At 56.4% G+C, this 22,124-nt stretch carries 20 protein-coding genes; 4 read left to right on the forward strand and 16 right to left on the reverse strand.

Annotated elements, in window-relative coordinates:
- Window positions 1–159 precede the first annotated feature (159 nt).
- Genes hemG through pepQ form a run of 4 tightly spaced genes read right to left on the reverse strand, consistent with a single transcriptional unit; the run spans window position 160 to window position 4,154 of the window.
- The gene (gene hemG / locus UR289_RS20845) at window positions 160–705 is read right to left on the reverse strand and encodes a menaquinone-dependent protoporphyrinogen IX dehydrogenase (protein WP_048980580.1); all 546 of its coding nucleotides are present in this window, start codon (window positions 703–705) and stop codon (window positions 160–162) included.
- A gap of 10 nt (window positions 706–715) precedes the next feature.
- Window positions 716–2,167: a Trk system potassium transporter TrkH gene (gene trkH, locus UR289_RS20850; RefSeq protein ID WP_023309600.1), complete on the reverse strand. Its 1,452-nt coding sequence runs from the start codon at window positions 2,165–2,167 to the stop codon at window positions 716–718.
- A gap of 41 nt (window positions 2,168–2,208) precedes the next feature.
- Window positions 2,209–2,823 carry an IMPACT family protein gene (locus UR289_RS20855; RefSeq protein WP_033146883.1) on the reverse strand — a complete coding sequence of 205 codons (615 nt, stop codon included), beginning with the start codon at window positions 2,821–2,823 and terminating at the stop codon, window positions 2,209–2,211.
- Window positions 2,823–4,154: a Xaa-Pro dipeptidase gene (gene pepQ, locus UR289_RS20860; RefSeq protein ID WP_033146884.1), complete on the reverse strand. Its 1,332-nt coding sequence runs from the start codon at window positions 4,152–4,154 to the stop codon at window positions 2,823–2,825. The genes UR289_RS20855 and pepQ overlap by 1 nt, the downstream gene beginning before the upstream one ends.
- Window positions 4,155–4,344: 190 nt before the next feature.
- Here pepQ and fadB point away from each other — a divergent pair, with 190 nt between their 5' ends.
- Window positions 4,345–6,534 (forward strand): fatty acid oxidation complex subunit alpha FadB, encoded by a 2,190-nt coding sequence (gene fadB, locus UR289_RS20865; RefSeq protein ID WP_320711507.1) that lies wholly within the window; start codon window positions 4,345–4,347, stop codon window positions 6,532–6,534.
- A 9-nt stretch (window positions 6,535–6,543) separates the two neighbouring features.
- Window positions 6,544–7,707, forward strand: coding sequence for an acetyl-CoA C-acyltransferase FadA (gene fadA / locus UR289_RS20870; RefSeq protein ID WP_008501515.1), 1,164 nt, complete (start codon window positions 6,544–6,546; stop codon window positions 7,705–7,707).
- 182 nt (window positions 7,708–7,889) lie between these two features.
- Here the strand turns inward: fadA and fre are convergent, their stop codons facing one another.
- The gene (gene fre / locus UR289_RS20875; protein ID WP_008501516.1) at window positions 7,890–8,591 is read right to left on the reverse strand and encodes an NAD(P)H-flavin reductase; all 702 of its coding nucleotides are present in this window, start codon (window positions 8,589–8,591) and stop codon (window positions 7,890–7,892) included.
- Window positions 8,592–8,633: 42 nt separating this feature from the next.
- Complete coding sequence (ubiD, locus tag UR289_RS20880; protein ID WP_320711536.1) at window positions 8,634–10,124, reverse strand: 4-hydroxy-3-polyprenylbenzoate decarboxylase; 1,491 nt, start codon at window positions 10,122–10,124, stop codon at window positions 8,634–8,636.
- Window positions 10,125–10,297: 173 nt separating this feature from the next.
- On the opposite strand from ubiD, the gene rfaH reads away from it, so the two are divergent.
- On the forward strand, window positions 10,298–10,789 hold the full coding sequence (gene rfaH, locus UR289_RS20885) for a transcription/translation regulatory transformer protein RfaH (protein WP_033146887.1): 492 nt from the start codon (window positions 10,298–10,300) through the stop codon (window positions 10,787–10,789).
- Here rfaH and tatD read toward each other — a convergent pair.
- From tatD to udp, 9 genes are all read right to left on the reverse strand, one after another.
- Window positions 10,786–11,568: a 3'-5' ssDNA/RNA exonuclease TatD gene (tatD, locus tag UR289_RS20890; RefSeq protein ID WP_033146888.1), complete on the reverse strand. Its 783-nt coding sequence runs from the start codon at window positions 11,566–11,568 to the stop codon at window positions 10,786–10,788. The two genes, rfaH and tatD, sit on opposite strands and share 4 nt — an antisense overlap.
- A gap of 41 nt (window positions 11,569–11,609) precedes the next feature.
- Window positions 11,610–12,380: a Sec-independent protein translocase subunit TatC gene (gene tatC, locus UR289_RS20895; RefSeq protein WP_023309607.1), complete on the reverse strand. Its 771-nt coding sequence runs from the start codon at window positions 12,378–12,380 to the stop codon at window positions 11,610–11,612.
- 2 nt (window positions 12,381–12,382) lie between these two features.
- On the reverse strand, window positions 12,383–12,925 hold the full coding sequence (gene tatB, locus UR289_RS20900; protein WP_320711509.1) for a Sec-independent protein translocase protein TatB: 543 nt from the start codon (window positions 12,923–12,925) through the stop codon (window positions 12,383–12,385).
- Between the two features lie 3 nt (window positions 12,926–12,928).
- Complete coding sequence (gene tatA, locus UR289_RS20905; protein ID WP_024908000.1) at window positions 12,929–13,183, reverse strand: Sec-independent protein translocase subunit TatA; 255 nt, start codon at window positions 13,181–13,183, stop codon at window positions 12,929–12,931.
- Window positions 13,184–13,259: 76 nt separating this feature from the next.
- On the reverse strand, window positions 13,260–14,900 hold the full coding sequence (gene ubiB / locus UR289_RS20910; protein ID WP_029741825.1) for a ubiquinone biosynthesis regulatory protein kinase UbiB: 1,641 nt from the start codon (window positions 14,898–14,900) through the stop codon (window positions 13,260–13,262).
- On the reverse strand, window positions 14,897–15,502 hold the full coding sequence (gene ubiJ, locus UR289_RS20915) for a ubiquinone biosynthesis protein UbiJ (RefSeq protein ID WP_320711510.1): 606 nt from the start codon (window positions 15,500–15,502) through the stop codon (window positions 14,897–14,899). The genes ubiB and ubiJ overlap by 4 nt, the downstream gene beginning before the upstream one ends.
- Before the next feature lie 13 nt (window positions 15,503–15,515).
- Complete coding sequence (gene ubiE / locus UR289_RS20920) at window positions 15,516–16,271, reverse strand: bifunctional demethylmenaquinone methyltransferase/2-methoxy-6-polyprenyl-1,4-benzoquinol methylase UbiE (protein WP_023309612.1); 756 nt, start codon at window positions 16,269–16,271, stop codon at window positions 15,516–15,518.
- A 66-nt stretch (window positions 16,272–16,337) separates the two neighbouring features.
- On the reverse strand, window positions 16,338–17,795 hold the full coding sequence (rmuC, locus tag UR289_RS20925) for a DNA recombination protein RmuC (RefSeq protein ID WP_320711512.1): 1,458 nt from the start codon (window positions 17,793–17,795) through the stop codon (window positions 16,338–16,340).
- Between the two features lie 139 nt (window positions 17,796–17,934).
- Entirely contained in the window at window positions 17,935–18,696 is a 762-nt protein-coding gene (gene udp / locus UR289_RS20930; protein WP_214539137.1) for a uridine phosphorylase, read from the reverse strand.
- Between the two features lie 255 nt (window positions 18,697–18,951).
- Between udp and UR289_RS20935 the strand changes: the two genes are divergently transcribed.
- Window positions 18,952–19,758: a dienelactone hydrolase family protein gene (locus tag UR289_RS20935; RefSeq protein WP_320711514.1), complete on the forward strand. Its 807-nt coding sequence runs from the start codon at window positions 18,952–18,954 to the stop codon at window positions 19,756–19,758.
- Between the two features lie 46 nt (window positions 19,759–19,804).
- Here the strand turns inward: UR289_RS20935 and metE are convergent, their stop codons facing one another.
- The gene (gene metE / locus UR289_RS20940) at window positions 19,805–22,066 is read right to left on the reverse strand and encodes a 5-methyltetrahydropteroyltriglutamate--homocysteine S-methyltransferase (RefSeq protein ID WP_033146892.1); all 2,262 of its coding nucleotides are present in this window, start codon (window positions 22,064–22,066) and stop codon (window positions 19,805–19,807) included.
- Window positions 22,067–22,124 lie beyond the last annotated feature (58 nt).

The raw sequence follows: 22,124 nt of genomic DNA on the forward strand, positions 1-22,124 counted from the left end.
GCTTCAGAGTCAAGTGATTAATTTCGCTTTTCTCTGCTGACCCGGCGGCGTGTGTGCCGTTGTTCCGTGTCAGTGGAGGCGCATTATAGGGAGTTATTCCGACGTGACAAGCATAAAATACAAAAAACTTTTCGTTCGCTCACTTTTCAAACTTAACGCTTATTTATGTCGCGAATCGCCCGTTAAATGTGCGATTTCCCGCGCAAAACTGGCCACCTGCGACCAGTCGGTATAAACCACTTCTTTACGCGTATCGGTTTCACCCCCCGTCATCTTCATAATCAGGCGGATCATAAAGCGGTCATACCAACGGTAGCGAGGGTAACGCAGCGCGCCGGCAAAGACGGCGCACAGGTCTGGCTGCCACGGCGAGCTGAGTAAAAACTTGCGCGTGTAGCTGTTGGTCTGCGGCGTACGCTTCTCAGCTTTACGTGCGACCAGGTTGACCGAGTAAAACGCACCAGGCAATTTGTTGAGCACCGCCGTGTGCTTTTTCACAAAGCGATCCAGCGCCGGATGGAAATGCCCGTAACGAATTGACGCGCCAATTACCACGCGATCGTACTCCTGCCAGGCAATCTGCTCCGCACGGTTCAGGTTCACCACATCAGAGTAAATACCCAGCTCTTTTAATTCCGACGCCAGACAGGCGGCAATCTCACGCGTTTGTCCGTCTCGCGTAGAGAAAAGAATCAATGTTTTCATCAACGGCTCCTTACTCACGCCAGAATGTAGGGGTGAACAGCACCAACAGCGTAAAGACCTCAAGACGACCAAACAGCATATTGGCGATGAGGATCCATTTCGCGACCGGGTTCATGCTGGCAAAGTTATCCGCCACAACGCCCAGGCCGGGCCCGAGGTTATTCAATGTTGCTACGACGGACGCAAAGGCGGAAAAATCATCCACCCCCGTCGCGATAATCGCCAGCATACTGACGATAAAGACCAGCGCATACGCCGAGAAGAATCCCCACACCGCTTCGAGGATACGTTCCGGCAGCGCGCGGTTCCCCAGCTTAATGCTGTAAACCGCGTTCGGGTGGACCAGGCGCTTCAGCTCACGGTTCCCCTGCTTAAACAGCAGCAGAATACGAATTACCTTCAGGCCACCGCCCGTAGAACCCGCACAGCCCCCGATAAATGCCGAGCATAACAGCAGCACCGGCAGGAACAGCGGCCAGCGCGCGATGCTGTCGGTGGTAAACCCGGCGGTCGTCGCCATTGATACCACCTGGAAGAAAGCCTGATTTAGCGTGGTCAGCGCGGAGTTGTAAACATCATGGAACCACAGCACCAGGGTACAGATGATCACCAGCGTAAGCTGGACGCCAATAAACATGCGGAACTCTGGGTCACGCCAGTACACCTTCAGGCTGCGCCCGCTCAGTAAAGAGAAGTGCAGACCGTAGTTACAGCCGGAGATCAGCAGGAAAATGGCAATAATAGTGTTAATCGTAGGGCTGTCGAAGTAGCCGACGCTGGCGTCGTGAGTGGAGAACCCACCGATCGCGATCGTCGCAAAGCTGTGTCCGATGGCGTCGAAAGCGGGCATCCCGGCAAACCATAGCGCCAGCGCACAGGCCACCGTCAGTAATACATAGATAAGCCAGAGGGTTTTCGCCGTCTCGGCAATACGCGGGCGCATTTTGTTATCTTTCAGCGGCCCGGGCATTTCGGCGCGATAAAGCTGCATGCCGCCAACGCCCAGAATAGGAAGAATAGCCACTGCCAGGACGATGATCCCCATCCCCCCGAACCACTGCAGCATCTGGCGATAAAAGAGAATGGCGTGCGGGAGTGAATCCAGCCCCACCAGCGTCGTCGCCCCGGTGGTTGTTAAACCGGAGAACGATTCAAAAAAGGCATCCGTGATGCTCAGATTAGGCTGTTCAGAGAAGATAAAGGGCAGCGAACCGACGCTCCCCAGCACCGTCCAGAACAGGACCACAATCAGAAATCCTTCGCGAGATTTCAGCTCACCTTTCTGACGACGGTTTGGCCACCACAGCAGCGAGCCGATCGCCAGCGCGACAAAGAAGGTCTGGGTAAATGCCCGCCCCGCGCCGTCCCGGTAGATAAGCGCCACCAGTCCTGGGAGAATCATCGTCCCGGAAAAGAGTATGACCAGCAGTCCAACGATTCGGGTTATGGCACGAAAATGCATCTCTGCCGCTTCCTTTGGTATTCAAAAAAGTGAGGTGGGGATTATTCTTCAATCGGCAGCAATTGCAACGAACCACGACTAAAATCAGCCAGTTTTGCTGAAAAAGCAGCCAGCTCCGCCTGAGGAAGCGCCACGCGTAATTGCACCATTGCCTGATATTCACTGTGCGCGATGACGCCGTTAAACTGTTTGAGCAGCGTTTCAATGCCCGATAGCTGAGCGTAATCGCACAACAAAGTATATTCGGTGAGCGGCGTTTTGCGGGTAGTTGTGAGCATATTCAGTGCCTGCTGAACTCCGCCGCCATAGGCTTTTACCAGCCCACCCGTGCCTAACAGGATGCCGCCGTAGTAGCGCACCACCACGGCGGTAATTTCACCCACGCCGCTGCCCATCAGCTGCGAAAGCATGGGTTTACCGGCCGTGCCCGCCGGTTCACCGTCATCGGAAAACCCCAGCTGTTGTGAATCGTCCGGCGGCCCTGCCACCCACGCCACGCAGTGGTGACGCGCGTCAGGATGCTCAGCCCGAACGGACTCGACAAACGCCTTTGCCGCCTCTACGCCGTCGGTATGCGCCAGCAGCGTAATAAAGCGGCTTTTCTTGATTTCCTCAACAAAGGTGACCGGTTCAGCCGGTATCAGCCAGCTTTCCATCAGGCCAGCTTCAGGTCTCGCGTCATATTCTCGATACCGTTTTCGTGAACCACCACGTTATCTTCGATGCGAATACCGCCAAACGGCTTCAGCGCGTCAATTTTTTCCCAGTTGAAGTGTTTGCTGAACTGGCCTTCACGCCACGGCGCCAGCAGGGATTCGATAAAGTAGATCCCCGGTTCAATCGTCAACACCATACGCGGCTCCAGAATACGGGTGCAGCGCAGGTAAGGATATTTAGACGGTGCCGCCAGGTGCGTGCCGGTGTCATCCTGCATAAAGCCCGCAACGTCGTGAACCTGCAGGCCCAGCGGATGGCCAATACCGTGCGGCATGAATGGCCCGGTTAGATCGTTCTCGACCATCGCCTCTTCGCTCATGTCTTTCACAATCTGATGTTTACGCAGCAGTTTTGCGATACGCTGATGGAACTGGATGTGGTAATCCACATAGCTGGTTCCCGCCTTCATGGTGCCAATCAGCGCCAGCTGTTCATCGTTTACGTCTTTAATCAGCTGCGCGAAATCGGTATCCGCATTCGCCGCCCAGGTACGGGTCAGGTCGGCCGCGTAACCGTTGTACTCGGCGCCTGCGTCAAGCAGGAAGCTGCGCATCTCCGACGGTACGTGGTGATCCAGTTTGGTGTAATGAAGCACAGACGCGTGCTCATTCAGCGCGACGATATTGCTGTACGGCACGTCGGTATCACGGTGGCCTGTCGCGGTCAGATAGGCCTGATTGATGTCGAACTCGCTCATCCCCGACTGGAATGCTTCATGCGCCGCACGGTGACCGTTCACCGCCGTTTTTTGCGCTTCACGCATGCAGTAAAGTTCGTAGTCGGTTTTATACGCGCGGTAATAGTGCAGGTAATCCAGCACCCCTTTCGGATTGAGTTTGTCTGCCGGAATATCCAGACCCAGCGCGCGCTCCGGAACAGGGCCAATATAGGCGATATTGCCCCGCGCGGCAGGCAGCTGGCTGCCAATGCCGTCCGCTTTCGGCAGTGCAATCACATCAATCTCTTCCGTCCAGAAAGAGGTCGGCAGCGGTTCTACGTTGTGCCAGTAATCGACCGGCAGGTAGAACCACAGTTTCGGCTTGTTCACGCCATCCACCAGCAGCCAGCAATTTGGAACCTGAGTCACCGGCACCCAGGCTTTAAACTGCGGGTTCACCTTAAACGGATAAGCGTGGTCATCCAGAAAGGTATTCATCAGCTCGCCGGAGTGGATCAGCAGCGCATCCAGCTTGAAGCGGGCCAGTACATCGCGGGTACGTTCCTGTAGGGTAACGATATGATTTTTATAAAGCGAAGCCAGTGAGTCCATCATTCTTCCTTTCGTTTTTTTGACCTCAAGTCATCGCATCTTAGCACACCTCACTCCGGCTGCGTGATTTCCACCGACCGTGATCAATGCAGCATTTTCTTAATGAGTAATTTGCATTTTATTAACATAAATCCCACACTCCGATTCATCTGGTATGACCAGATCCAATTGCTGGATTCAGGAGACTGACATGCTCTACAAAGGCGACACCCTGTACCTCAACTGGCTGGAAGATGGCATTGCCGAACTGGTGTTCGATGCCCCCGGCTCAGTGAATAAGCTTGATACCGCGACGGTGGCCAGTCTTGGCCTGGCGCTGGATGTTCTTGAAAAACAACCTGAATTAAAAGGGCTGCTGCTGCGTTCGAACAAAGCGGCCTTTATTGTCGGTGCCGATATCACCGAGTTTCTTTCGCTGTTCCTGGTCCCGGAAGAACAGCTGAGCCAGTGGCTGCACTTTGCCAACAGCGTCTTTAATCGTCTGGAAGATCTGCCTGTCCCGACCATTTCCGCCGTTAACGGCTATGCGCTGGGCGGCGGCTGCGAATGCGTACTCGCGACCGACTACCGTCTGGCGACGCCGGACCTGCGCATCGGCCTGCCGGAAACCAGGCTGGGCATCATGCCGGGCTTTGGCGGCTCCGTGCGTATGCCGCGCATGCTGGGTGCCGACAGCGCGCTGGAGATCATTGCCGCAGGTAAAGATGTCGGCGCAGAACAGGCCCAGAAAATCGGTCTGGTCGACGGCGTCGTGAAGCCAGAGAAACTGGTTGAAGGCGCACTCGCCATTCTGCGACAGGCCATTAACGGCGATCTCGACTGGAAAGCCAAACGCCAGCCGAAGCTGGAACCGTTAAAACTCAGCAAGATTGAAGCCACCATGAGCTTCACCATCGCTAAAGGCATGGTGATGCAGACGGCGGGTAAACACTACCCGGCACCGATCACGGCGGTGAAAACCATTGAAGCGGCTGCTCGTCTCGGACGCGATGAAGCGCTGAAGCTCGAAAATCAGAGCTTTGTCCCGCTGGCGCACACCAATGAAGCTCGCGCGCTGGTCGGTATCTTCCTCAACGATCAGTTCGTGAAGGGTAAAGCCAAACAGCTGACCAAAAACGTTGAGACGCCAAAACATGCGGCGGTACTCGGCGCGGGCATTATGGGTGGCGGCATCGCTTACCAGTCGGCCTGGAAAGGCGTGCCGGTAGTGATGAAAGACATCAGCGAGAAATCCCTGACGCTGGGCATGACCGAAGCGGCCAAGCTGCTGAATAAACAGCTGGAGCGCGGAAAAATTGACGGGCTGAAGCTTGCAGGCGTGATCTCCACCATTCAGCCCGTGCTGGAATACAGCGGTTTCGACCGCGTGGACGTAGTAGTCGAAGCCGTCGTCGAGAACCCGAAAGTCAAAAAAGCGGTGCTGGCGGAAACGGAAGACAAGGTTCGTCCTGAGACCGTGCTGGCCTCTAACACCTCCACCATTCCAATCAGCGAACTGGCGAGCGTGCTGAAGCGTCCGGAAAACTTCTGCGGGATGCACTTCTTCAACCCGGTACACCGTATGCCGCTGGTCGAAGTGATCCGCGGGGAAAAAACCTCTGACGAAACCATCGCTAAAGTGGTGGCATGGGCCAGCAAGATGGGCAAAACGCCGATCGTTGTTAACGACTGCCCGGGCTTCTTCGTCAACCGCGTGCTGTTCCCTTACTTCGCCGGTTTCAGCCAGCTGCTGCGCGACGGTGCAGACTTCCGCAAAATCGACAAAGTGATGGAGAAACAGTTCGGCTGGCCGATGGGCCCGGCGTATCTGCTGGACGTGGTCGGCATTGATACCGCTCACCACGCTCAGGCGGTGATGGCGGCAGGCTTCCCGCAGCGTATGCAGAAAGATTATCGCGACGCCATTGACGCTCTGTTCGACGCTAACCGCTTCGGCCAGAAAAACGGCCTGGGCTTCTGGCGCTATAAAGAAGACAGCAAAGGCAAACCGAAGAAAGAAGAAGATGCCGCAGTGGATGGCCTGCTGGCCGACGTTAGCCAGCCAAAACGCGACTTCACCGACGATGAGATCATCGCCCGCATGATGATTCCAATGATCAACGAAGTGGTGCGTTGCCTCGAAGAAGGCATCATCGCCAGCCCGGCAGAAGCCGATATGGCGCTGGTGTACGGCCTGGGCTTCCCTCCGTTCCACGGCGGCGCGTTCCGCTGGCTGGACACGCTCGGCAGCGCCCGCTATCTCGATATGGCTCAGCAGTATCAGCACCTCGGCCCGCTTTATGAGGTGCCGGAAGGGCTGCGTAACAAAGCGCGCCATAACGAACCCTACTATCCAGCAGTTGAGCCAGCCCGTCCGGTTGGCGAGCTGAAAACGGCTTAAGGAGTCACAATGGAAAAGGTTGTCATTGTTGATGCGATTCGCACCCCGATGGGCCGTTCAAAAGGCGGTGCATTCCGTAACGTGCGTGCGGAAGACCTCTCCGCGCATCTGATGCGTAGCCTGCTGGCGCGTAACCCGGCGCTGGATCCTGCTGCGCTGGACGATATCTACTGGGGCTGCGTGCAGCAGACCCTGGAGCAAGGTTTCAACATCGCCCGTAACGCGTCGCTGCTGGCGGAGATCCCGCATTCGGTTCCGGCCGTCACCGTCAACCGCCTGTGCGGTTCGTCAATGCAGGCGCTGCACGACGCGGCGCGGATGATCATGACCGGTGATGCGCAGGCCTGCCTGGTGGGCGGCGTTGAGCACATGGGGCACGTGCCGATGAGCCACGGGGTCGATTTCCACCCTGGCATGAGCCGTAACGTGGCGAAAGCCGCGGGGATGATGGGTCTGACCGCCGAGATGCTCTCTCGTCTGCACGGCATTAGCCGTGAAATGCAGGATGCCTTTGCCGCGCGCTCTCATGCTCGCGCATGGGCGGCGACGCAGTCCGGTGCCTTTAAGAATGAGATCATCCCGACCGGCGGCCACGACGCTGACGGCGTACTGAAGCAGTTCAGCTACGACGAAGTCATCCGCCCGGAAACCACCGTAGAAGCGCTTTCTACCCTGCGCCCTGCGTTTGATCCGGTCACCGGTACGGTAACGGCAGGTACTTCGTCGGCGCTGTCAGACGGTGCCGCCGCGATGCTGGTGATGAGCGAAAGTCGCGCCCGCGAGCTGGGCTTAACGCCTCGCGCACGGGTACGTTCGATGGCGGTCGTGGGCTGCGATCCTTCAATCATGGGCTACGGCCCGGTTCCGGCCTCGAAGCTGGCGCTGAAAAAAGCGGGATTAACCGCCAGCGACATCGACCTGTTTGAAATGAACGAAGCGTTCGCCGCGCAGATCCTGCCGTGCATTAAAGATCTGGGGCTGATGGAGCAGATCGACGAGAAGATTAACCTCAACGGCGGCGCGATCGCCCTCGGCCACCCGCTGGGCTGCTCCGGGGCGCGTATCAGCACGACGCTTATCAACCTGATGGAACGCAAAGATGCCCAGTTTGGTCTGGCAACGATGTGTATCGGGCTGGGTCAGGGTATCGCGACGGTGTTTGAGAGAGTGTAAATCAGGAAAAGTATCTCAAAGCCAATGGCGTCAGAACAAGGCGGCAAGCGAGCGAATCCCGATGAGCTTACTCAAGTAAGTGATTCGGGTGAACGAGCGCAGCCAACGCAGTTATGGCGTCATTGGCGAAGAGAGACAGTTTAGTTGCCGTTCTTCCCGCCTGTCAGGGGCGGGTTTTTTATTTAAATGAAGGCAAACGCATCGCCAAACAGGCGGTCTTCACGCGCGTCACGTTCGTTGCAGAACAGGTCGCGGGCAATTTTCGCCATCTCAAAACGGCCAGCGATATAGATATCGTGCCCTGCCAGCGTGCCGTGATCCTGCAGCACCGCCGTCAGCACCGTCCCGCTGCGACCACGCCAGCCCTCTTCCGGCTGCTCAACCACCGGCTCAATGCGCAGGTTAGGATGGGTTACGCTCAGCGCTTCCAGCTCAGACAGGTCGTACAGATGTTTCTCTTCGCGGCCACCCCAGTAAATGGTGATGTCACGGTCCGGGTTACGCGCCAGGGCGGTCAACAGAATAGAGCGCACATAAGAGAAGCCCGTACCGCCAGCGATCAGGATCAGTGGACGGTCTTCGTCATCGCGCAGCCACGCATCGCCGTGCGGAATATCCACCACGATTTCACGTTCCTTCAGGATCCGATCCATCACCGCCATCGCATACAGGTTAAGCTCTGACGCACCAATATGAAGCTCAATAAATTCCTGCTCCGCTGGCGTTGAGGCCATAGAGAAAGGACGCTTATCACGCTCATCCATCACAACCATCAGGTACTGACCCGCGCGGAAAGAGAATGGCGCTTCTGGCACTAAACGGACGCGATATACGGTGTCGGTGATGGCATCTACCGAGGTCACTTTACAGCTTAAGGTTGTCATTCGCTCTCTCTGTCGGGAAGTCTATAGGGCTTAACGGTCAGCTCAGGGTTTACCGTTATTCATTATGGCCAGCTCGTCCCAGATCGCGTCAATTCGCGCGGTCACTGCAGGATCTTTTTTGATCGGGCGACCCCATTCACGGTCGGTTTCGCCAGGCCATTTATTTGTGGCATCCAGTCCCATCTTTGAGCCAAGGCCGGAAACCGGCGAGGCAAAATCCAGGTAATCTATCGGCGTATTTTCGACTAACACCGTATCGCGCGCCGGGTCCATTCGCGTGGTAATGGCCCAGATTACGTCATTCCAGTCGCGGGCGTTAACGTCATCATCGCAGACAATAACAAATTTGGTATACATAAACTGGCGCAGGAAAGACCATACGCCCATCATCACGCGTTTAGCATGACCAGGATACTGCTTCTTCATCGTGACCACCGCCATGCGATACGAGCATCCTTCAGGCGGCAGATAAAAATCAACAATTTCCGGGAACTGCTTTTGCAGGATTGGCACAAACACTTCGTTCAGCGCCACGCCCAGCACCGCCGGTTCGTCCGGTGGACGTCCGGTATACGTGGAGTGATAAATCGCATCTTTACGCTGCGTAATGTGCGTCACGGTGAACACCGGGAAGTTGTCCACTTCGTTGTAATAGCCGGTGTGGTCGCCGTAAGGGCCTTCTGGCGCCATTTCACCCTGCTCAAGGTAACCTTCCAGCACAATTTCTGCACTGGCCGGAACTTCGAGATCGTTAGAAATACACTTCACGACTTCGGTTTTCGTTCCGCGCAGCAGGCCAGCAAACGCATATTCAGAAAGGGTATCCGGCACGGGGGTGACGGCTCCCAGAATGGTGGCCGGATCGGCGCCTAAGGCGACAGACACCGGGAAACGTTCTCCCGGATGCGCAGCGCACCACTCCTGGAAATCCAGCGCGCCGCCGCGATGCGACAGCCAGCGCATGATGAGTTTATTCTTGCCAATCAACTGCTGGCGGTAAATACCGAGGTTTTGCCGCTCTTTGTGCGGGCCGCGCGTAACGGTCAGCCCCCAGGTAATAAGCGGAGCGGCATCTTCAGGCCAACACTGCATGATAGGGATTTTGGTCAGATCAACCGCATCGCCTTCCAGCACTTTCTGCTGGCACGGCGCGCCGCGCAGGCGTTTGGTAGGCATGTTCAGCACCTGCTTAAACTGCGGCAGCTTGTCGAACAGATCGCGGAAGCCTTTCGGTGGCTCCGGCTCTTTCAGAAACGCCAGCAGTTTACCGACTTCACGCAGCGCCGTGACGTCTTCCTGCCCCATTCCCAGTGCAACACGACGCGGTGTACCAAACAGGTTGCACAGCACCGGCATGGAGTAACCTTTCGGATTTTCAAACAGTAATGCGGGGCCGCCGGCACGCAGGGTGCGGTCAGCAATTTCTGTCATCTCCAGATAAGGATCGACAGGAAGTGTAATACGTTTGAGTTCACCCTGCTTTTCCAGCAGCGTCAGGAAGTCGCGGAGATCGTGGTATTTCATGCAGTTAATCATGGCCTCTCTGTAAGCGCTTCATTATACGGCGTAAGCCTGCTTGATGCTGTAATTTTGTTAAATAAGCGTGAACTTATGCGTTCTGTTCCATTTTCCCCCATTATAATCAACTTAGCGATCCCGCCAGGGTTTTGATATGCTTGCGCCCCGAACTAAGGGAAAGAGTGATTATGCAGGCCTGGTATTTACTGTATTGCAAACGCGGGCAACTTCAGCGCGCGCAGGAACATCTTGAACGTCAGTCTGTAAATTGCCTGACACCCGTGATCACGCTTGAAAAAATGCAGCGCGGGAAGCGCACAACCGTCAGTGAGCCGTTGTTCCCGAACTACCTGTTCGTGGAGTTCGACCCGGAAGTCATCCACACCACCACCATCAGCGCAACGCGCGGCGTCAGCCACTTCGTTCGTTTTGGCGCCCACCCGGCAACGGTTCCGTCGACGGTCATTCATCAGCTGTCGATTTATCAACAGCCCGAAGGGATCACCGACCCCGAAACTCCTTACTCGGGCGATAGCGTCGTGATAACCGAAGGCGCTTTCGAAGGCCTGCAGGCGATTTTTGCCGAGCCGGACGGGGAAGCGCGCTCTATGCTGTTGCTCAATCTGCTGAACAAGCAGGTGCTGCAGAGCGTTAAAAACACCGACTTCCGCAAGCTTTAAACGTTTATCCCGAACAGATTACGCACGTTGTCATCCGTCTGCGCCGAAAGCCAGTGCGGATCCTCTCCGCGCCACTTCGCGACGCTCTCAACAATGTGCCCCAGATACGCGGGCTCATTCCGCCGCGATGCCGGTTTGGGCTTCATATCGCGCGGTAGCAGATAAGGCGCATCGGTTTCGAGGAGCAGCCGGTCAGCCGGGATTACCGGCAACAGCTCACGAAGTTCAAGCCCGCGGCGCTCATCGCACACCCAGCCGGTAATACCCAGATAAAGCCCTCGCGCCAGGCAATCCAGCGCTTCCTGCCGTGAACCGGTGAAACAGTGCAATACCGCGCCGGGCAGTTTCTCCAGCCACGGATCCAGAAGTGCCAGGAAACGCTCATGCGCGTCGCGGCAGTGCATAAATACGGGCATTCCAAGCTCTGCCGCCAGCGCAAGCTGGGCAGTAAACGCCTTTTCCTGCTCTTCAGGCGTGGAAAAGTTACGGTTGAAATCGAGACCGCATTCGCCGATCGCCACAACGTCTGGCGTCTTCGCCAGCCTGTACAGGATGTCGCCACTTTCCGCGGTCCACTGGCTGCTGTCGTGAGGATGCACGCCAGCAGTAGACCAACAGCGATCGTAGCGTTGCGCCAGCTGCTGCGCCTGCTCGCTCTCATGCAGGTTGGTGCCCGTCAGCAGCAGTCCTTTCACCCCGGCGGCAAACGCACGCGCAACCACCTCATCACGATCTTTCGCAAACTGCGAGCTGGTCAGGTTGAGTCCGATATCAAACATGCAAATCCCCATATAACAACCGCCCTGACGGGCGGCTGGTTTTACTCTTCAGTGGTCTTGTCGGACGTATCGTCTTCGTCATCCGCTCGACGTCCTTTACCCACGTAGAAACGCGAGAAGAAAACGCCGACCTCAAACAGACAGTACATCGGTATGGCCAGCAGCGTCTGCGAGAACACATCCGGCGGTGTCAGCAGCATGCCGACAACAAATGCGCCCACAAGGATATACGGACGCTTCTTACGCAGGTCATCCGGGGTCGTTACTCCTACCCAGCAGAGCAGCACAATAGCCACCGGCACTTCGAATGCCACGCCAAACGCCATAAACAGCGCCATCACAAAGCTGAGGTAGCTGGCGATATCCGTCGACACCTGGACCCCTTCCGGCGCGGTATGCGTCAGGAAGCCGAAGGCCAGCGGGAAGACAACGAAATAGGCAAACGCCATGCCGATATAGAACAGCAGCGAGCTGGACACCAGCAGCGGGATAACCAGCTTGCGTTCATGCTTATACAGCGCAGGCGCCACAAACGCCCACACCTGGTAAAGAATGACCGGTGCAGAAGCAATCAACGACACCCAGAAGGTCAGCTTGATGGGGGTAAAGAACGGAGAAGCAACATCTGTTGCAATCATCGTTGCGCCCAGCGGCATCTGCTTGATCAGCGGCGCAGAGACCACCTGATAGATATCGTTGGCAAAATAGACCAGGCACAGGAATATGAGTAAAACCGCAATAATGCAGTTTAACAGGCGCTTACGCAGCTCAATGAGGTGCGTAATCAGCGGTTGAGTATCATCTACTGCCATGTTTACGCTTTATCACTCGACGAGGGGGATGATTCGGAAACGGACGCAGCGGGCTTCACTTCCGCCGTTTTTGCTACCGGCTCTTCCGGCTGCGCCTGTTTTTTCACTTCGGTTTCCTGAGGCGTCTGTTCTGGCGCGGCAGCCTGATGTTCAGCGCTGGCAGGTGTTACGCCCTCGCGCTGCTCCTCGCTGCCCTTCAACACCGGGTTATGGATGGTGTTCGCTTCATCGCTCGCTTTTTCAGGATCGTTAACGCTATAGGAGCGCTTCATCGATTCTGCCGCTTCGCGCAGCTCATCCATTGAAGCTTTCAGTTCCGGCGTCAGGTTATCCATGCTCGCCTTCTCGACCTTTTTCAGGCTTTCCTGAAATTCCTGCAGCTTAAGCTCCTGCGCCAGTTCATTCTGAACGGTCGATGCCAGCGATCTCAGCGCACGAACCCAGCCCGCAACGGTTTTCACTGCCACCGGCAGACGCTGCGGCCCCAGCACAATCAGGCCAATCACAAAGACCAGCAGGAGCTCACTAAAACCAATGTCGAACACGACTTACACCTGCTCTTTATCGTGGCGTTTAGCGTCTTCCTTTTTGGCTTCTTCTTGCTTGTCGGCGATGGATTTAGCAGTAAAGTCAGCGTCCTGGCTGGTTTTATCCTGCTTGCTCTCATCATCGCTCATCGCTTTCTTGAAGCCTTTGATAGACGCGCCCAGATCGGAACCAATAGAACCGAGCTTTTTGGTGCCAAACAGCAGCACGACGATGACGGCAATGATCAACAATTGCCAGATACTGATACCACCCATACATGTTCCTCAGGGATAGATGATTAATGAGTCAGGCCGCATTATACGTATGCGACCCGTCGATAGCGACGCACGCTCAGCGCGTTTTTCGCCAGCCTGCTAGCCAGACTACCACTCCGCCAGCCATCAGCCAGGCGGGCATCATCTGCCAGTCCGGACGGTTGATCAGCAGCAGCGTACCGCTCAGCAGCAGCGTTGCGCCAATCCCAAAGAGATAACGTGACTGCCCCTGGCGAACACGGCTGGACTGAAGTTCGCGGGCGATTTTATCCATGCTGTGCTGAAGGTTCTTGCTCTGACGCAAACTGTCATAAACCAGTTCAGGAATTTCAGGCATTTTTTCTATCCAGAACGGGCCTTTCTCTTTCAGCGAGCGCACCAGCGCCGGAATGCCAACCTGATCCTTAATCCAGGATTCAAGGAAAGGTTTCGCGGTCTTCCACAAGTCTAACTGAGGATAGAGCTGTCGGCCTACACCCTCAACGTAAAGTAATGTTTTCTGGAGTAAAACTAGCTGTGGCTGAACTTCCATATTAAAGCGGCGAGCCGTGTTGAACAGGTTTAACAGCACATGCCCGAAGGAAATTTCCGCCAGCGGTTTTTCAAAAATCGGTTCACAAACGGTCCGGATCGCGAACTCGAACTCTTCGACGTTGGTGTCCGGCGGCACCCAGCCGGAATCGACGTGCAGCTCGGCCACCTTACGGTAGTCGCGGTTGAAAAACGCGATGAAGTTCTCAGCCAGATACCGTTTATCTTCTTTGTTCAGCGACCCCACAATCCCGCAGTCGATACCGATATACTTCGGATCCTCAGGATGTTCGTAGCTCACGAAGATATTGCCCGGATGCATGTCCGCATGGAAAAAGCTGTCGCGGAACACCTGGGTAAAGAAGACCTGTACGCCTCGTTCAGCCAGGAGCTTCATGTTCGTTCCCTGTTTCTCCAGGGCGACCACATCCGAAACCGGAATACCGTAGATACGTTCCATCACCATCATGTTCTGGCTGCAGTAGTCAGAATAGACTTCAGGTACATAGAGCATCGGGCTGTTTTCAAAGTTGCGACGCAGCTGAATGGCATTCGCCGATTCACGCAGCAGGTTAAGCTCATCAATCAGCGTTTTTTCATATTCCCGCACCACTTCCAGTGGACGAAGGCGACGCCCGTCCGGCAGCAGGCGTGGCACCCAGCGCGCCAGCCGATAAATCAGCTTCATGTCCGCTTTGATGACTGGCAGGATGTCCGGACGAATGACTTTAATAACGACTTCTTTGCCGTTTTCTTTCAGACGCGCGGTGTGCACCTGCGCGATAGAGGCCGATGCCAGTGGCTTAATGTCGAAATCGTCAAACCAGGTCTCGACGGGGACATTTCCCATCGCCTCTTCAATTTGCTTTTTCGCGCGCGCGCCGTCAAACGGTGCGACGCGATCCTGCAGCATCGCAAGCTCATCGGCAATCAGAGGCGGGAAGAGATCGCGGCGGGTCGACAGCATCTGTCCGAATTTAATCCAAACCGGGCCGAGCTCCTGCAGCGCCAGGCGCAGACGCTCACCCAGCGGTTGACCTTTATGGCGATTGGGCATCCAGAAGAGCATCCGCCGCCAGATACGAAGCGGCAGCGTGATACGCATTTTGGGGATAAGCTCGTCGAGCCCGTAGCTCAAAAAGGTGCGAATAATAAAATAGAGGCGCCGAATTTCACCAGGCGTCATTTGCCCTCCAGTTTTTCCAGCCGTTTGGTTAACGCATCAACCGCACGTTCAACAGCAGCGGTCTCTTCCGCAAACCATGCAACTTCCAGTGGCCCGGGCGCCATTCGCCACTCCTCAGTCAGCACTTCCGCCGCATAGCGTTGCTGGCGCTGAAGGTTTTTACGCGCAAAGGAGGCGCCGCCATGAAGGACTTTCCCGATGCCTTCGGCGGCAATGTCGCCGATAAAAGGCGCGAGCAGCTCTGCCGGGTCGAACTCCGCCAGATCGGTGAGCGCAACGAAGTTCTGCACGACCTGAATGTCGCCCTCCACTTCCAGCTCACCGCTGCGGATAAGCGCCGTTAATTGCTGGCGATCGCGCAGTTTTGGCAGCACGCTCATGTGCGTGATGACCGAGCAGTCGGCCTCACCTTCCCACGCCCCCAGAACGTCAAGCTGACGTTCGCTGAATACCAGCACAAGCGGCGTCGATAACTCTTTTAAAACAATGCGTAATACCTTCCCGTTAAGCCGCTGACGTGCAGCTTTCAGCGCCGGGGCGCGATACAGAAAAGCGTTCAGTACATTCTCGACGCCTGCGGAGACTAAGGGTTTAAAGGGCACGGGACACCTCCACTCAGAATTTGTAACCGCGATGCAGCGCGACGACACCGGCCGTCAGGTTGAAATATTCAACGTTCTCAAATTCCGCGTCCTGCATCATGGCTTTTAATGTGTCCTGATCCGGGTGCATACGGATAGACTCCGCCAGATAGCGGTAGCTTTCAGCGTCGTTAGCCACCAGCTCACCAATACGCGGCAGCACGTGGAAGGAATAGGCGTCGTAGGCTTTGCTCAGCGGCTCAATGATCGGTTTAGAGAACTCGAGCACCAGCAGACGTCCACCCGGCTTCAGCACGCGGTACATAGAGCGCAGCGCTTTTTCTTTATCGGTCACGTTACGCAGACCGAAAGAGATCGTGATGCAGTCAAAGGTATTGTCCGGGAATGGCAGCGCTTCGGCGTTTGCCTGCACATACTCCACATTCCCCACCACGCCGATGTTACGCAGCTTTTCGCGTCCCATTTTCAGCATGGAGTCATTAATATCGGCGAGAACTACGCGACCGGTTTCGCCCACCAGACGGGAGAATTTGGCGGTTAAATCGCCCGTGCCGCCGGCTAAATCCAGCACCGTTTGTCCACGACGTACGCCGCTGCAGTCAATGGTGAAGCGCTTCCACAAGCGATGAATGCCGAACGACATCAGGTCATTCATCACATCGTACTTCGCCGCCACGGAATGAAATACGTGGGCCACCATGTCAGCTTTCTGCGCTTTGGCGACAGTCTGAAAGCCAAAGTGCGTTGTGTCTTGTGAATCGTCAGCCATCTCAGAGCCTGCTTATCAGTAAAATGTTCGTGAAGTGTAACAGATTGGGCGCGTTTGCCCTACGTTTCAACCACCGTGAATGAAACGCGCAGGAGTCTCGTCTGGTGACAAATCCGCCGCTAACGTGTTGTCTTCACTGTTTGTCTTTTGTTCGTTCGCACCTTCTCGCAGGCGAAATTCTTCGTCCTGGGCGGTGGCCTGTTCGACCAATTCCGGATTAATCTCGCGTTTAACCTCAACCCCCAAGCTGCGGAATGATTCAGCCTGTGCCAGCAGATTGCCGCGTCCGGAGGCGAGTTTTTTCATCGCCTGGCGGTAGTTATCCTGCGCACGATCCAGGCTCTGCCCGACTGAAGACATGTCGTCCACGAAGAGGCGCATTTTGTCGTACAGCTTGCTGGCACGATCGGCAATCTGCTGCGCGTTGCGGCTCTGGTGCTCATAGCGCCACAGGTTCGCAATGGTGCGTAACGCCACCAGCAGCGTGGTGGGGCTGACCAGCATAATGTTATTTTTGAGCGCTTCGGTGATAAGCTCGGGCTGTCTGTCGAGTGCCAGCAGGAACGCGGGTTCTACCGGGATGAACATCAGAACATAGTCCAGCGAGCGCAAACCCGGCAGCTGCTGGTAGTCTTTTCTGCCAAGCAGGCGAATATGATTACGTACGGAGGCAATGTGCTCCTGCAGCGCAGACTCGCGGGTGTAGTCATCGTCCGCATTAAAGTAGCGTTCATACGCCACCAGCGTCATTTTGGCGTCAATCACCACATCTTTACCCTGCGGCAGCCGCACGATGACATCCGGCTGCATGCGCGAGCGGGCATCGTTTTCGATACTCACCTGCGTTTCGTATTCGTATCCTTCGCGCAGACCAGAGGCCTCCAGCACGCGGGTCAGCACCACTTCTCCCCAGTTGCCCTGGGTTTTGTTATCCCCTTTCAGCGCGCGGGTCAGGTTGACCGCTTCCTGCGCCATTTGCGCATTCAGCTGTTGGAGATTGCGAATCTCATGCGCCAGCGTGTGCCGCTCGCGGGCTTCCTGACCAAAGCTGTCCTGCACCTGACGGCGAAAACCGTCCAGCTGTTCGCGCAGCGGCGTCAGCAGGCTGTTCAGGCTCTGGCGGTTCTGTTCGTCAACGCGGCGGTTGCTGTGCTCAAAAATTCGGTTGGCGAGGTTCTCAAACTGTTCGCTGAGGCGCTGCTCGCTGTTGATCATCTGGCGGATTTTGTCTTCCGCATGCAGCTGGGTGGATTCAAGGCGGGTGGTCACTTCGCGGAGATCGGCCTCCAGTGACGTATTGATGTCTCGCAGATTACGCAGCTCGTTATTAAGCAATTCGCACTCGTCGCGCCAGTGTTCGCTCAAAGCAAGCTGCTGTTTTGTCGCACTTAAATCGGCGACCATCTCTTCTCGCTCGGCCAGCTGGTCGGCCTTCTGCTGCGCATGCTGGTAGCTGGAAATCAGCCAGCCAATCCCTAAGCCCACCAGCGCAATCACCGCGTAAATCAGGATTGAGATATCCACAATGCCCCCTGCATCAACGTATTACCCGCACAAAATAGAATTGTGCTGTATAAACGTCCAGTTTGAAAGGGTTTTCCTACGAGGCGCTACGCAAAAAATAAAGGCCGAACGCGTCGGCCTTTGATTACAGAAGAGAGGATCAGATCAGACGACGCGCTGCTTCCACCACGATTTTCACTGCATGACTTTCGGTCTGCTTCATGGTTTCGGCGTTCGGGATCTCCTGCTGGGTACGGTTGACGATAACGCCCGCCACCATACCGGCACGCAGACCCTGGCTTGCGCACATGGTCAGCAGCGTTGCGGATTCCATTTCGTAGTTCATCACGCCCATGGACTGCCACTCTTCCATTGAGCCTTTGAAACGGCTAACCACGCGGCCTGAGAAGGTGTCGTAACGCTCCTGGCCCGGGTAGAAGGTGTCGGAAGAGGCGGTGACGCCCACGTGGGTGGTTGCGCCCACGGATTTCGCAGCTTCAACCAGCGCGGTGGTGCATTCGAAATCAGCCACTGCCGGGAATTCCATCGGTGCAAAGTGCTGGCTTGCGCCGTCCAGACGAACGGACGCGGTCGTGACCAGCACGTCGCCGACGTTGATGTGCGGCTGGATAGCGCCAGTGGTACCAATACGCAGGAAAGTACGGATGCCCAGCTGTGCCAGCTCTTCAACAGCAATAGACGTAGACGGACCACCGATACCGGTAGAGCACACGATCACCGCTTTGCCATCCAGCTCTGCGCGCCAGGTGGTGAACTCACGATGGGCAGCCAGCTTGACCGGCTTATCCATCAGCGCGGCGATCTTTTCCACACGCTCAGGATCGCCAGGGACGATAGCGAGCGTAGCCCCTTGTAAATCGTTTTTGGTGAGGCCGAGATGAAAAACATCAGACTTAGACATAGGTGACTCCTCTGTGGGTCGGTTAGTCAGAAGAAGTAAAACGGTACTTTACAGAAGCAGTAAGCATATTTTCGTGACACACCTCACCATGAATGAAAATTATTACATTGAATTTCCATAAAAAAGTGATTCACATCACATTAACAAGTTATAACGCCAGGTGCTGCACAAAAGATAGACCGTTTAAGGCACTGTGAGTTGTTAACCTGGTGTCTATATTTACCTTTGCGCTAACTCATTGGTACGGAGAATGCCATGACTGAAAAAACCGGTTTTGCACCTGCTGCGGCCCCACATGCTTCAACCATCGTGTCGACGCCAGAAGCGGCAATTACCGCGGGCGAGACCTCCATTCCCTCGCAGGGGGAGAATATGCCTGCTTATCACGCACGGCCAAAATCGGCAGACGGTCCGCTGCCTATCGTGATTGTGATTCAGGAGATATTTGGTGTTCACGAACACATTCGCGACCTCTGCCGCCGACTGGCGCTGGAAGGGTATCTGGCCGTTGCGCCAGAGCTCTACTTCCGTCAGGGCGATCCGAACGACTACAGCGATATTCCAACATTGCTCAGCAACCTGGTGAGCAAAGTCCCGGACGCGCAGGTGCTGGCCGATCTCGACCACGTCGCCAGCTGGGCGGCGCGCAACGGCGGCGATCCGCATCGTCTGCTGGTCACGGGTTTCTGCTGGGGTGGACGCATTAGCTGGCTGTATGCCGCGCATAACCCGCAGCTCAAAGCCGCTGTCGCCTGGTACGGCAAACTGGTGGGTGAGAAAACGCTGAATTCACCGAAACATCCCGTCGATATCGCCACGGAGCTAAACGCCCCCGTGTTAGGGCTTTACGGCGGTCAGGACACCGGTATTTCGCTGGATTCGGTAGAGACCATGCGCCATGCGCTCCGTGCGGCCAATGCGAAGGCAGAGATCGTGGTGTATCCGGATGCCGGGCACGCGTTTAACGCCGATTATCGTCCGAGCTATCACGCAGAATCAGCCAAAGATGGCTGGCAAAGAATGCTGGCGTGGTTTAGCCAGTACGGCGTTAAGAAAGCGTAATAAAAAAAGCCCGGTGGCGGCTACGCCTTACCGGGCCTACGTATCATCAAGCCTGACGCAGGTTCTGCGCCGCCTTCACCATGTTCGCCAGCGCCGCGCGCGTCTCCGGCCAGCCGCGGGTTTTCAGTCCGCAGTCCGGATTCACCCACAGGCGCTCTGCCGGAATGCGCTGGGCCGCTTTTTTCAGCAGGGCTTCAATCCACTCCACGCTCGGCACGTTAGGGGAGTGAATGTCGTACACGCCCGGCCCGATTTCATTCGGGTAGTCGAACTCTTCAAACGACTCCAGCAGCTCCATGTCTGAACGCGAGGTCTCGATGGTGATCACGTCGGCGTCCAGCGCGGCAATCGAATCCATGATGTCGTTGAATTCGCAGTAACACATGTGGGTGTGGATCTGGGTGTCGTCCTTCGCCACCGCGGCGTTGATGCGGAACGCTTCCACGCCCCACTGCAGGTAGGCATCCCAGTCGCTGCGGCGCAGCGGCAAGCCTTCGCGCAGGGCCGGTTCGTCAATCTGAATAATGCCAATGCCTGCCGCTTCCAGATCCGCCACCTCATCACGCAGCGCCAGGGCGATCTGTTTGGCAATGGTTTCACGAGTCACGTCTTCACGCGGGAACGACCAGCAGAGAATGGTCACCGGACCGGTGAGCATCCCTTTTACCGGCTTGTCGGTCAGGGACTGGGCATACTTCGCCCACTCCACGGTGATCGCTTCCGGGCGGCTGACGTCACCGATAACCACCGGCGGCTTCACGCAGCGTGAGCCGTAGCTCTGCACCCAGCCGTTCTGGGTAAAGACAAAGCCGTCCAGGTGCTCACCGAAGTATTCCACCATGTCGTTACGCTCGGCCTCGCCGTGCACCAGCACGTCCAGCCCCAGGCGTTCCTGCTCGATAATCGCCTGCTTGATGTGTTCCGCGATGCCGGTGCGGTAGTGATTCGCATCCAGATTGCCCTTTTTAAAGTCCAGGCGCAGGCCGCGGATCTCCGTAGTTTGCGGGAAAGAACCGATCGTCGTTGTTGGCCACGCGGGCAGATTGAAGCGGGCGCGCTGCGCTTCAGCGCGCACCTCGTACGGGCTCTGCCGCTGGCTGTCCCGGGCGGTGATGGCCGCCAGGCGTTTTTCCACCGCCGGGTTGTGCACGCGCGCCGAGTGACGGCGCGCCTGGGTCGGCGCGCTCCATTCGGTAATCGCCGCCGTGTCGCCGCTGTTCAGCGCGTCGCGCAGCAGCGTCAGCTCTTCACATTTTTGCAGGGCGAAAGCAAACCAGCTTTTCACCTCGGCATCCAGACGGGTCTCTACGCTCAGATCGATCGGGCTGTGCAGCAGCGAACAGGACGAGGCCACCCACAGCTCACGTTTGCCGACGATGTCTTTGATTTGCGCGTATTTCTCGGTGAGATCGGCGCGCCAGACGTTACGGCCGTTGATCAGCCCGGCAGAGAGCAGCCAGTCCGCTGGCAAACGCTTGTGCAGCTCCGCCACATCATCTTTACCGTGTACGAGGTCAACGTGCAGGCCCTGGACCGGCAGCGCGGTAATGGTCTTCAGGTTCGGCGTCACGCCTTCAAAATAGGTCGTGAGCAGCAGCTTCACCTGCCCGGTGAGCGCGTCATACGCCGGTTTGAAGGCATCCAGCCAATCCTGCGGCAGCTCAAGCACCAGCGCCGGTTCGTCGATTTGCACCCACTGAATGCCGCGTTTGCCCAGCTCACTCAATACCTGTTTGTAGACCGGCAGAATATCTTTCAGCAGGCTGAGTCGGTCAAACGGCTCGCCCTTTACTTTGCCCAGCCACAGGTACGTTACCGGCCCGAGCAGCACCGGCTTCACCTGGTGGCCCAGCGCCAGCGCTTCATCCACTTCGTCCAGAAGCTGCGTCCAGGCCAGCCTGAACTGCTGACCTTTGACGAACTCCGGCACCATATAGTGATAGTTGGTGTTAAACCACTTGGTCATTTCCGCCGCTGCCGCTGGCTCACCCGTCGGCGCGCGGCCACGGCCGATGCGGAACAGGGTATCGATATCTACCGATCCATCTTTGTTCTGATGACGAGCCGGCACGTTGCCAAGCAGCAGGCTGGTCGTCAGAACATGGTCGTACCAGGCGAAATCGCCCACCGGCAGCAGGTCAATGCCCGCCTGTTTTTGCTGATCCCAATGGCGGGCGCGCAGCTCGCGTCCTGCCGCCAGCAGTTCTTCACGGGTGGCATTACCCGCCCAGTAGCTTTCTTGCGCTTTTTTCAGCTCGCGACGCAGGCCGACGCGAGGGAAACCGAGAGTGTGATTGCGGATTGTCATGGTGTGCCCCTTGTGAAATTCGTTATTTAGACGTCCAGATGTTTACACTTCTATAATT

It is taken from the genome of Enterobacter sp. 302C9, assembly GCF_034106085.1.
Lineage (GTDB): Bacteria > Pseudomonadota > Gammaproteobacteria > Enterobacterales > Enterobacteriaceae > Enterobacter > Enterobacter asburiae_B.

Excerpts from the sequence above, each read along its gene's own strand:
- tatC (WP_023309607.1), bottom strand. The coding sequence starts at position 12,380 with ATGGCAGTAGATGATACTCAACCGCTGATTACGCACCTCATTGAGCTG.
- pepQ (WP_033146884.1), bottom strand. The coding sequence starts at position 4,154 with ATGGACTCACTGGCTTCGCTTTATAAAAATCATATCGTTACCCTACAG.
- UR289_RS20935 (WP_320711514.1), top strand. The coding sequence starts at position 18,952 with ATGACTGAAAAAACCGGTTTTGCACCTGCTGCGGCCCCACATGCTTCA.
- ubiE (WP_023309612.1), bottom strand. The coding sequence starts at position 16,271 with ATGGCTGACGATTCACAAGACACAACGCACTTTGGCTTTCAGACTGTC.
- udp (WP_214539137.1), bottom strand. The coding sequence starts at position 18,696 with ATGTCTAAGTCTGATGTTTTTCATCTCGGCCTCACCAAAAACGATTTA.
- tatA (WP_024908000.1), bottom strand. The coding sequence starts at position 13,183 with ATGGGTGGTATCAGTATCTGGCAATTGTTGATCATTGCCGTCATCGTC.
- fadB (WP_320711507.1), top strand. The coding sequence starts at position 4,345 with ATGCTCTACAAAGGCGACACCCTGTACCTCAACTGGCTGGAAGATGGC.
- fre (WP_008501516.1), bottom strand. The coding sequence starts at position 8,591 with ATGACAACCTTAAGCTGTAAAGTGACCTCGGTAGATGCCATCACCGAC.
- tatD (WP_033146888.1), bottom strand. The coding sequence starts at position 11,568 with ATGTTTGATATCGGACTCAACCTGACCAGCTCGCAGTTTGCGAAAGAT.
- fadA (WP_008501515.1), top strand. The coding sequence starts at position 6,544 with ATGGAAAAGGTTGTCATTGTTGATGCGATTCGCACCCCGATGGGCCGT.
- trkH (WP_023309600.1), bottom strand. The coding sequence starts at position 2,167 with ATGCATTTTCGTGCCATAACCCGAATCGTTGGACTGCTGGTCATACTC.
- metE (WP_033146892.1), bottom strand. The coding sequence starts at position 22,066 with ATGACAATCCGCAATCACACTCTCGGTTTCCCTCGCGTCGGCCTGCGT.
- ubiB (WP_029741825.1), bottom strand. The coding sequence starts at position 14,900 with ATGACGCCTGGTGAAATTCGGCGCCTCTATTTTATTATTCGCACCTTT.
- rfaH (WP_033146887.1), top strand. The coding sequence starts at position 10,298 with ATGCAGGCCTGGTATTTACTGTATTGCAAACGCGGGCAACTTCAGCGC.
- hemG (WP_048980580.1), bottom strand. The coding sequence starts at position 705 with ATGAAAACATTGATTCTTTTCTCTACGCGAGACGGACAAACGCGTGAG.
- UR289_RS20855 (WP_033146883.1), bottom strand. The coding sequence starts at position 2,823 with ATGGAAAGCTGGCTGATACCGGCTGAACCGGTCACCTTTGTTGAGGAA.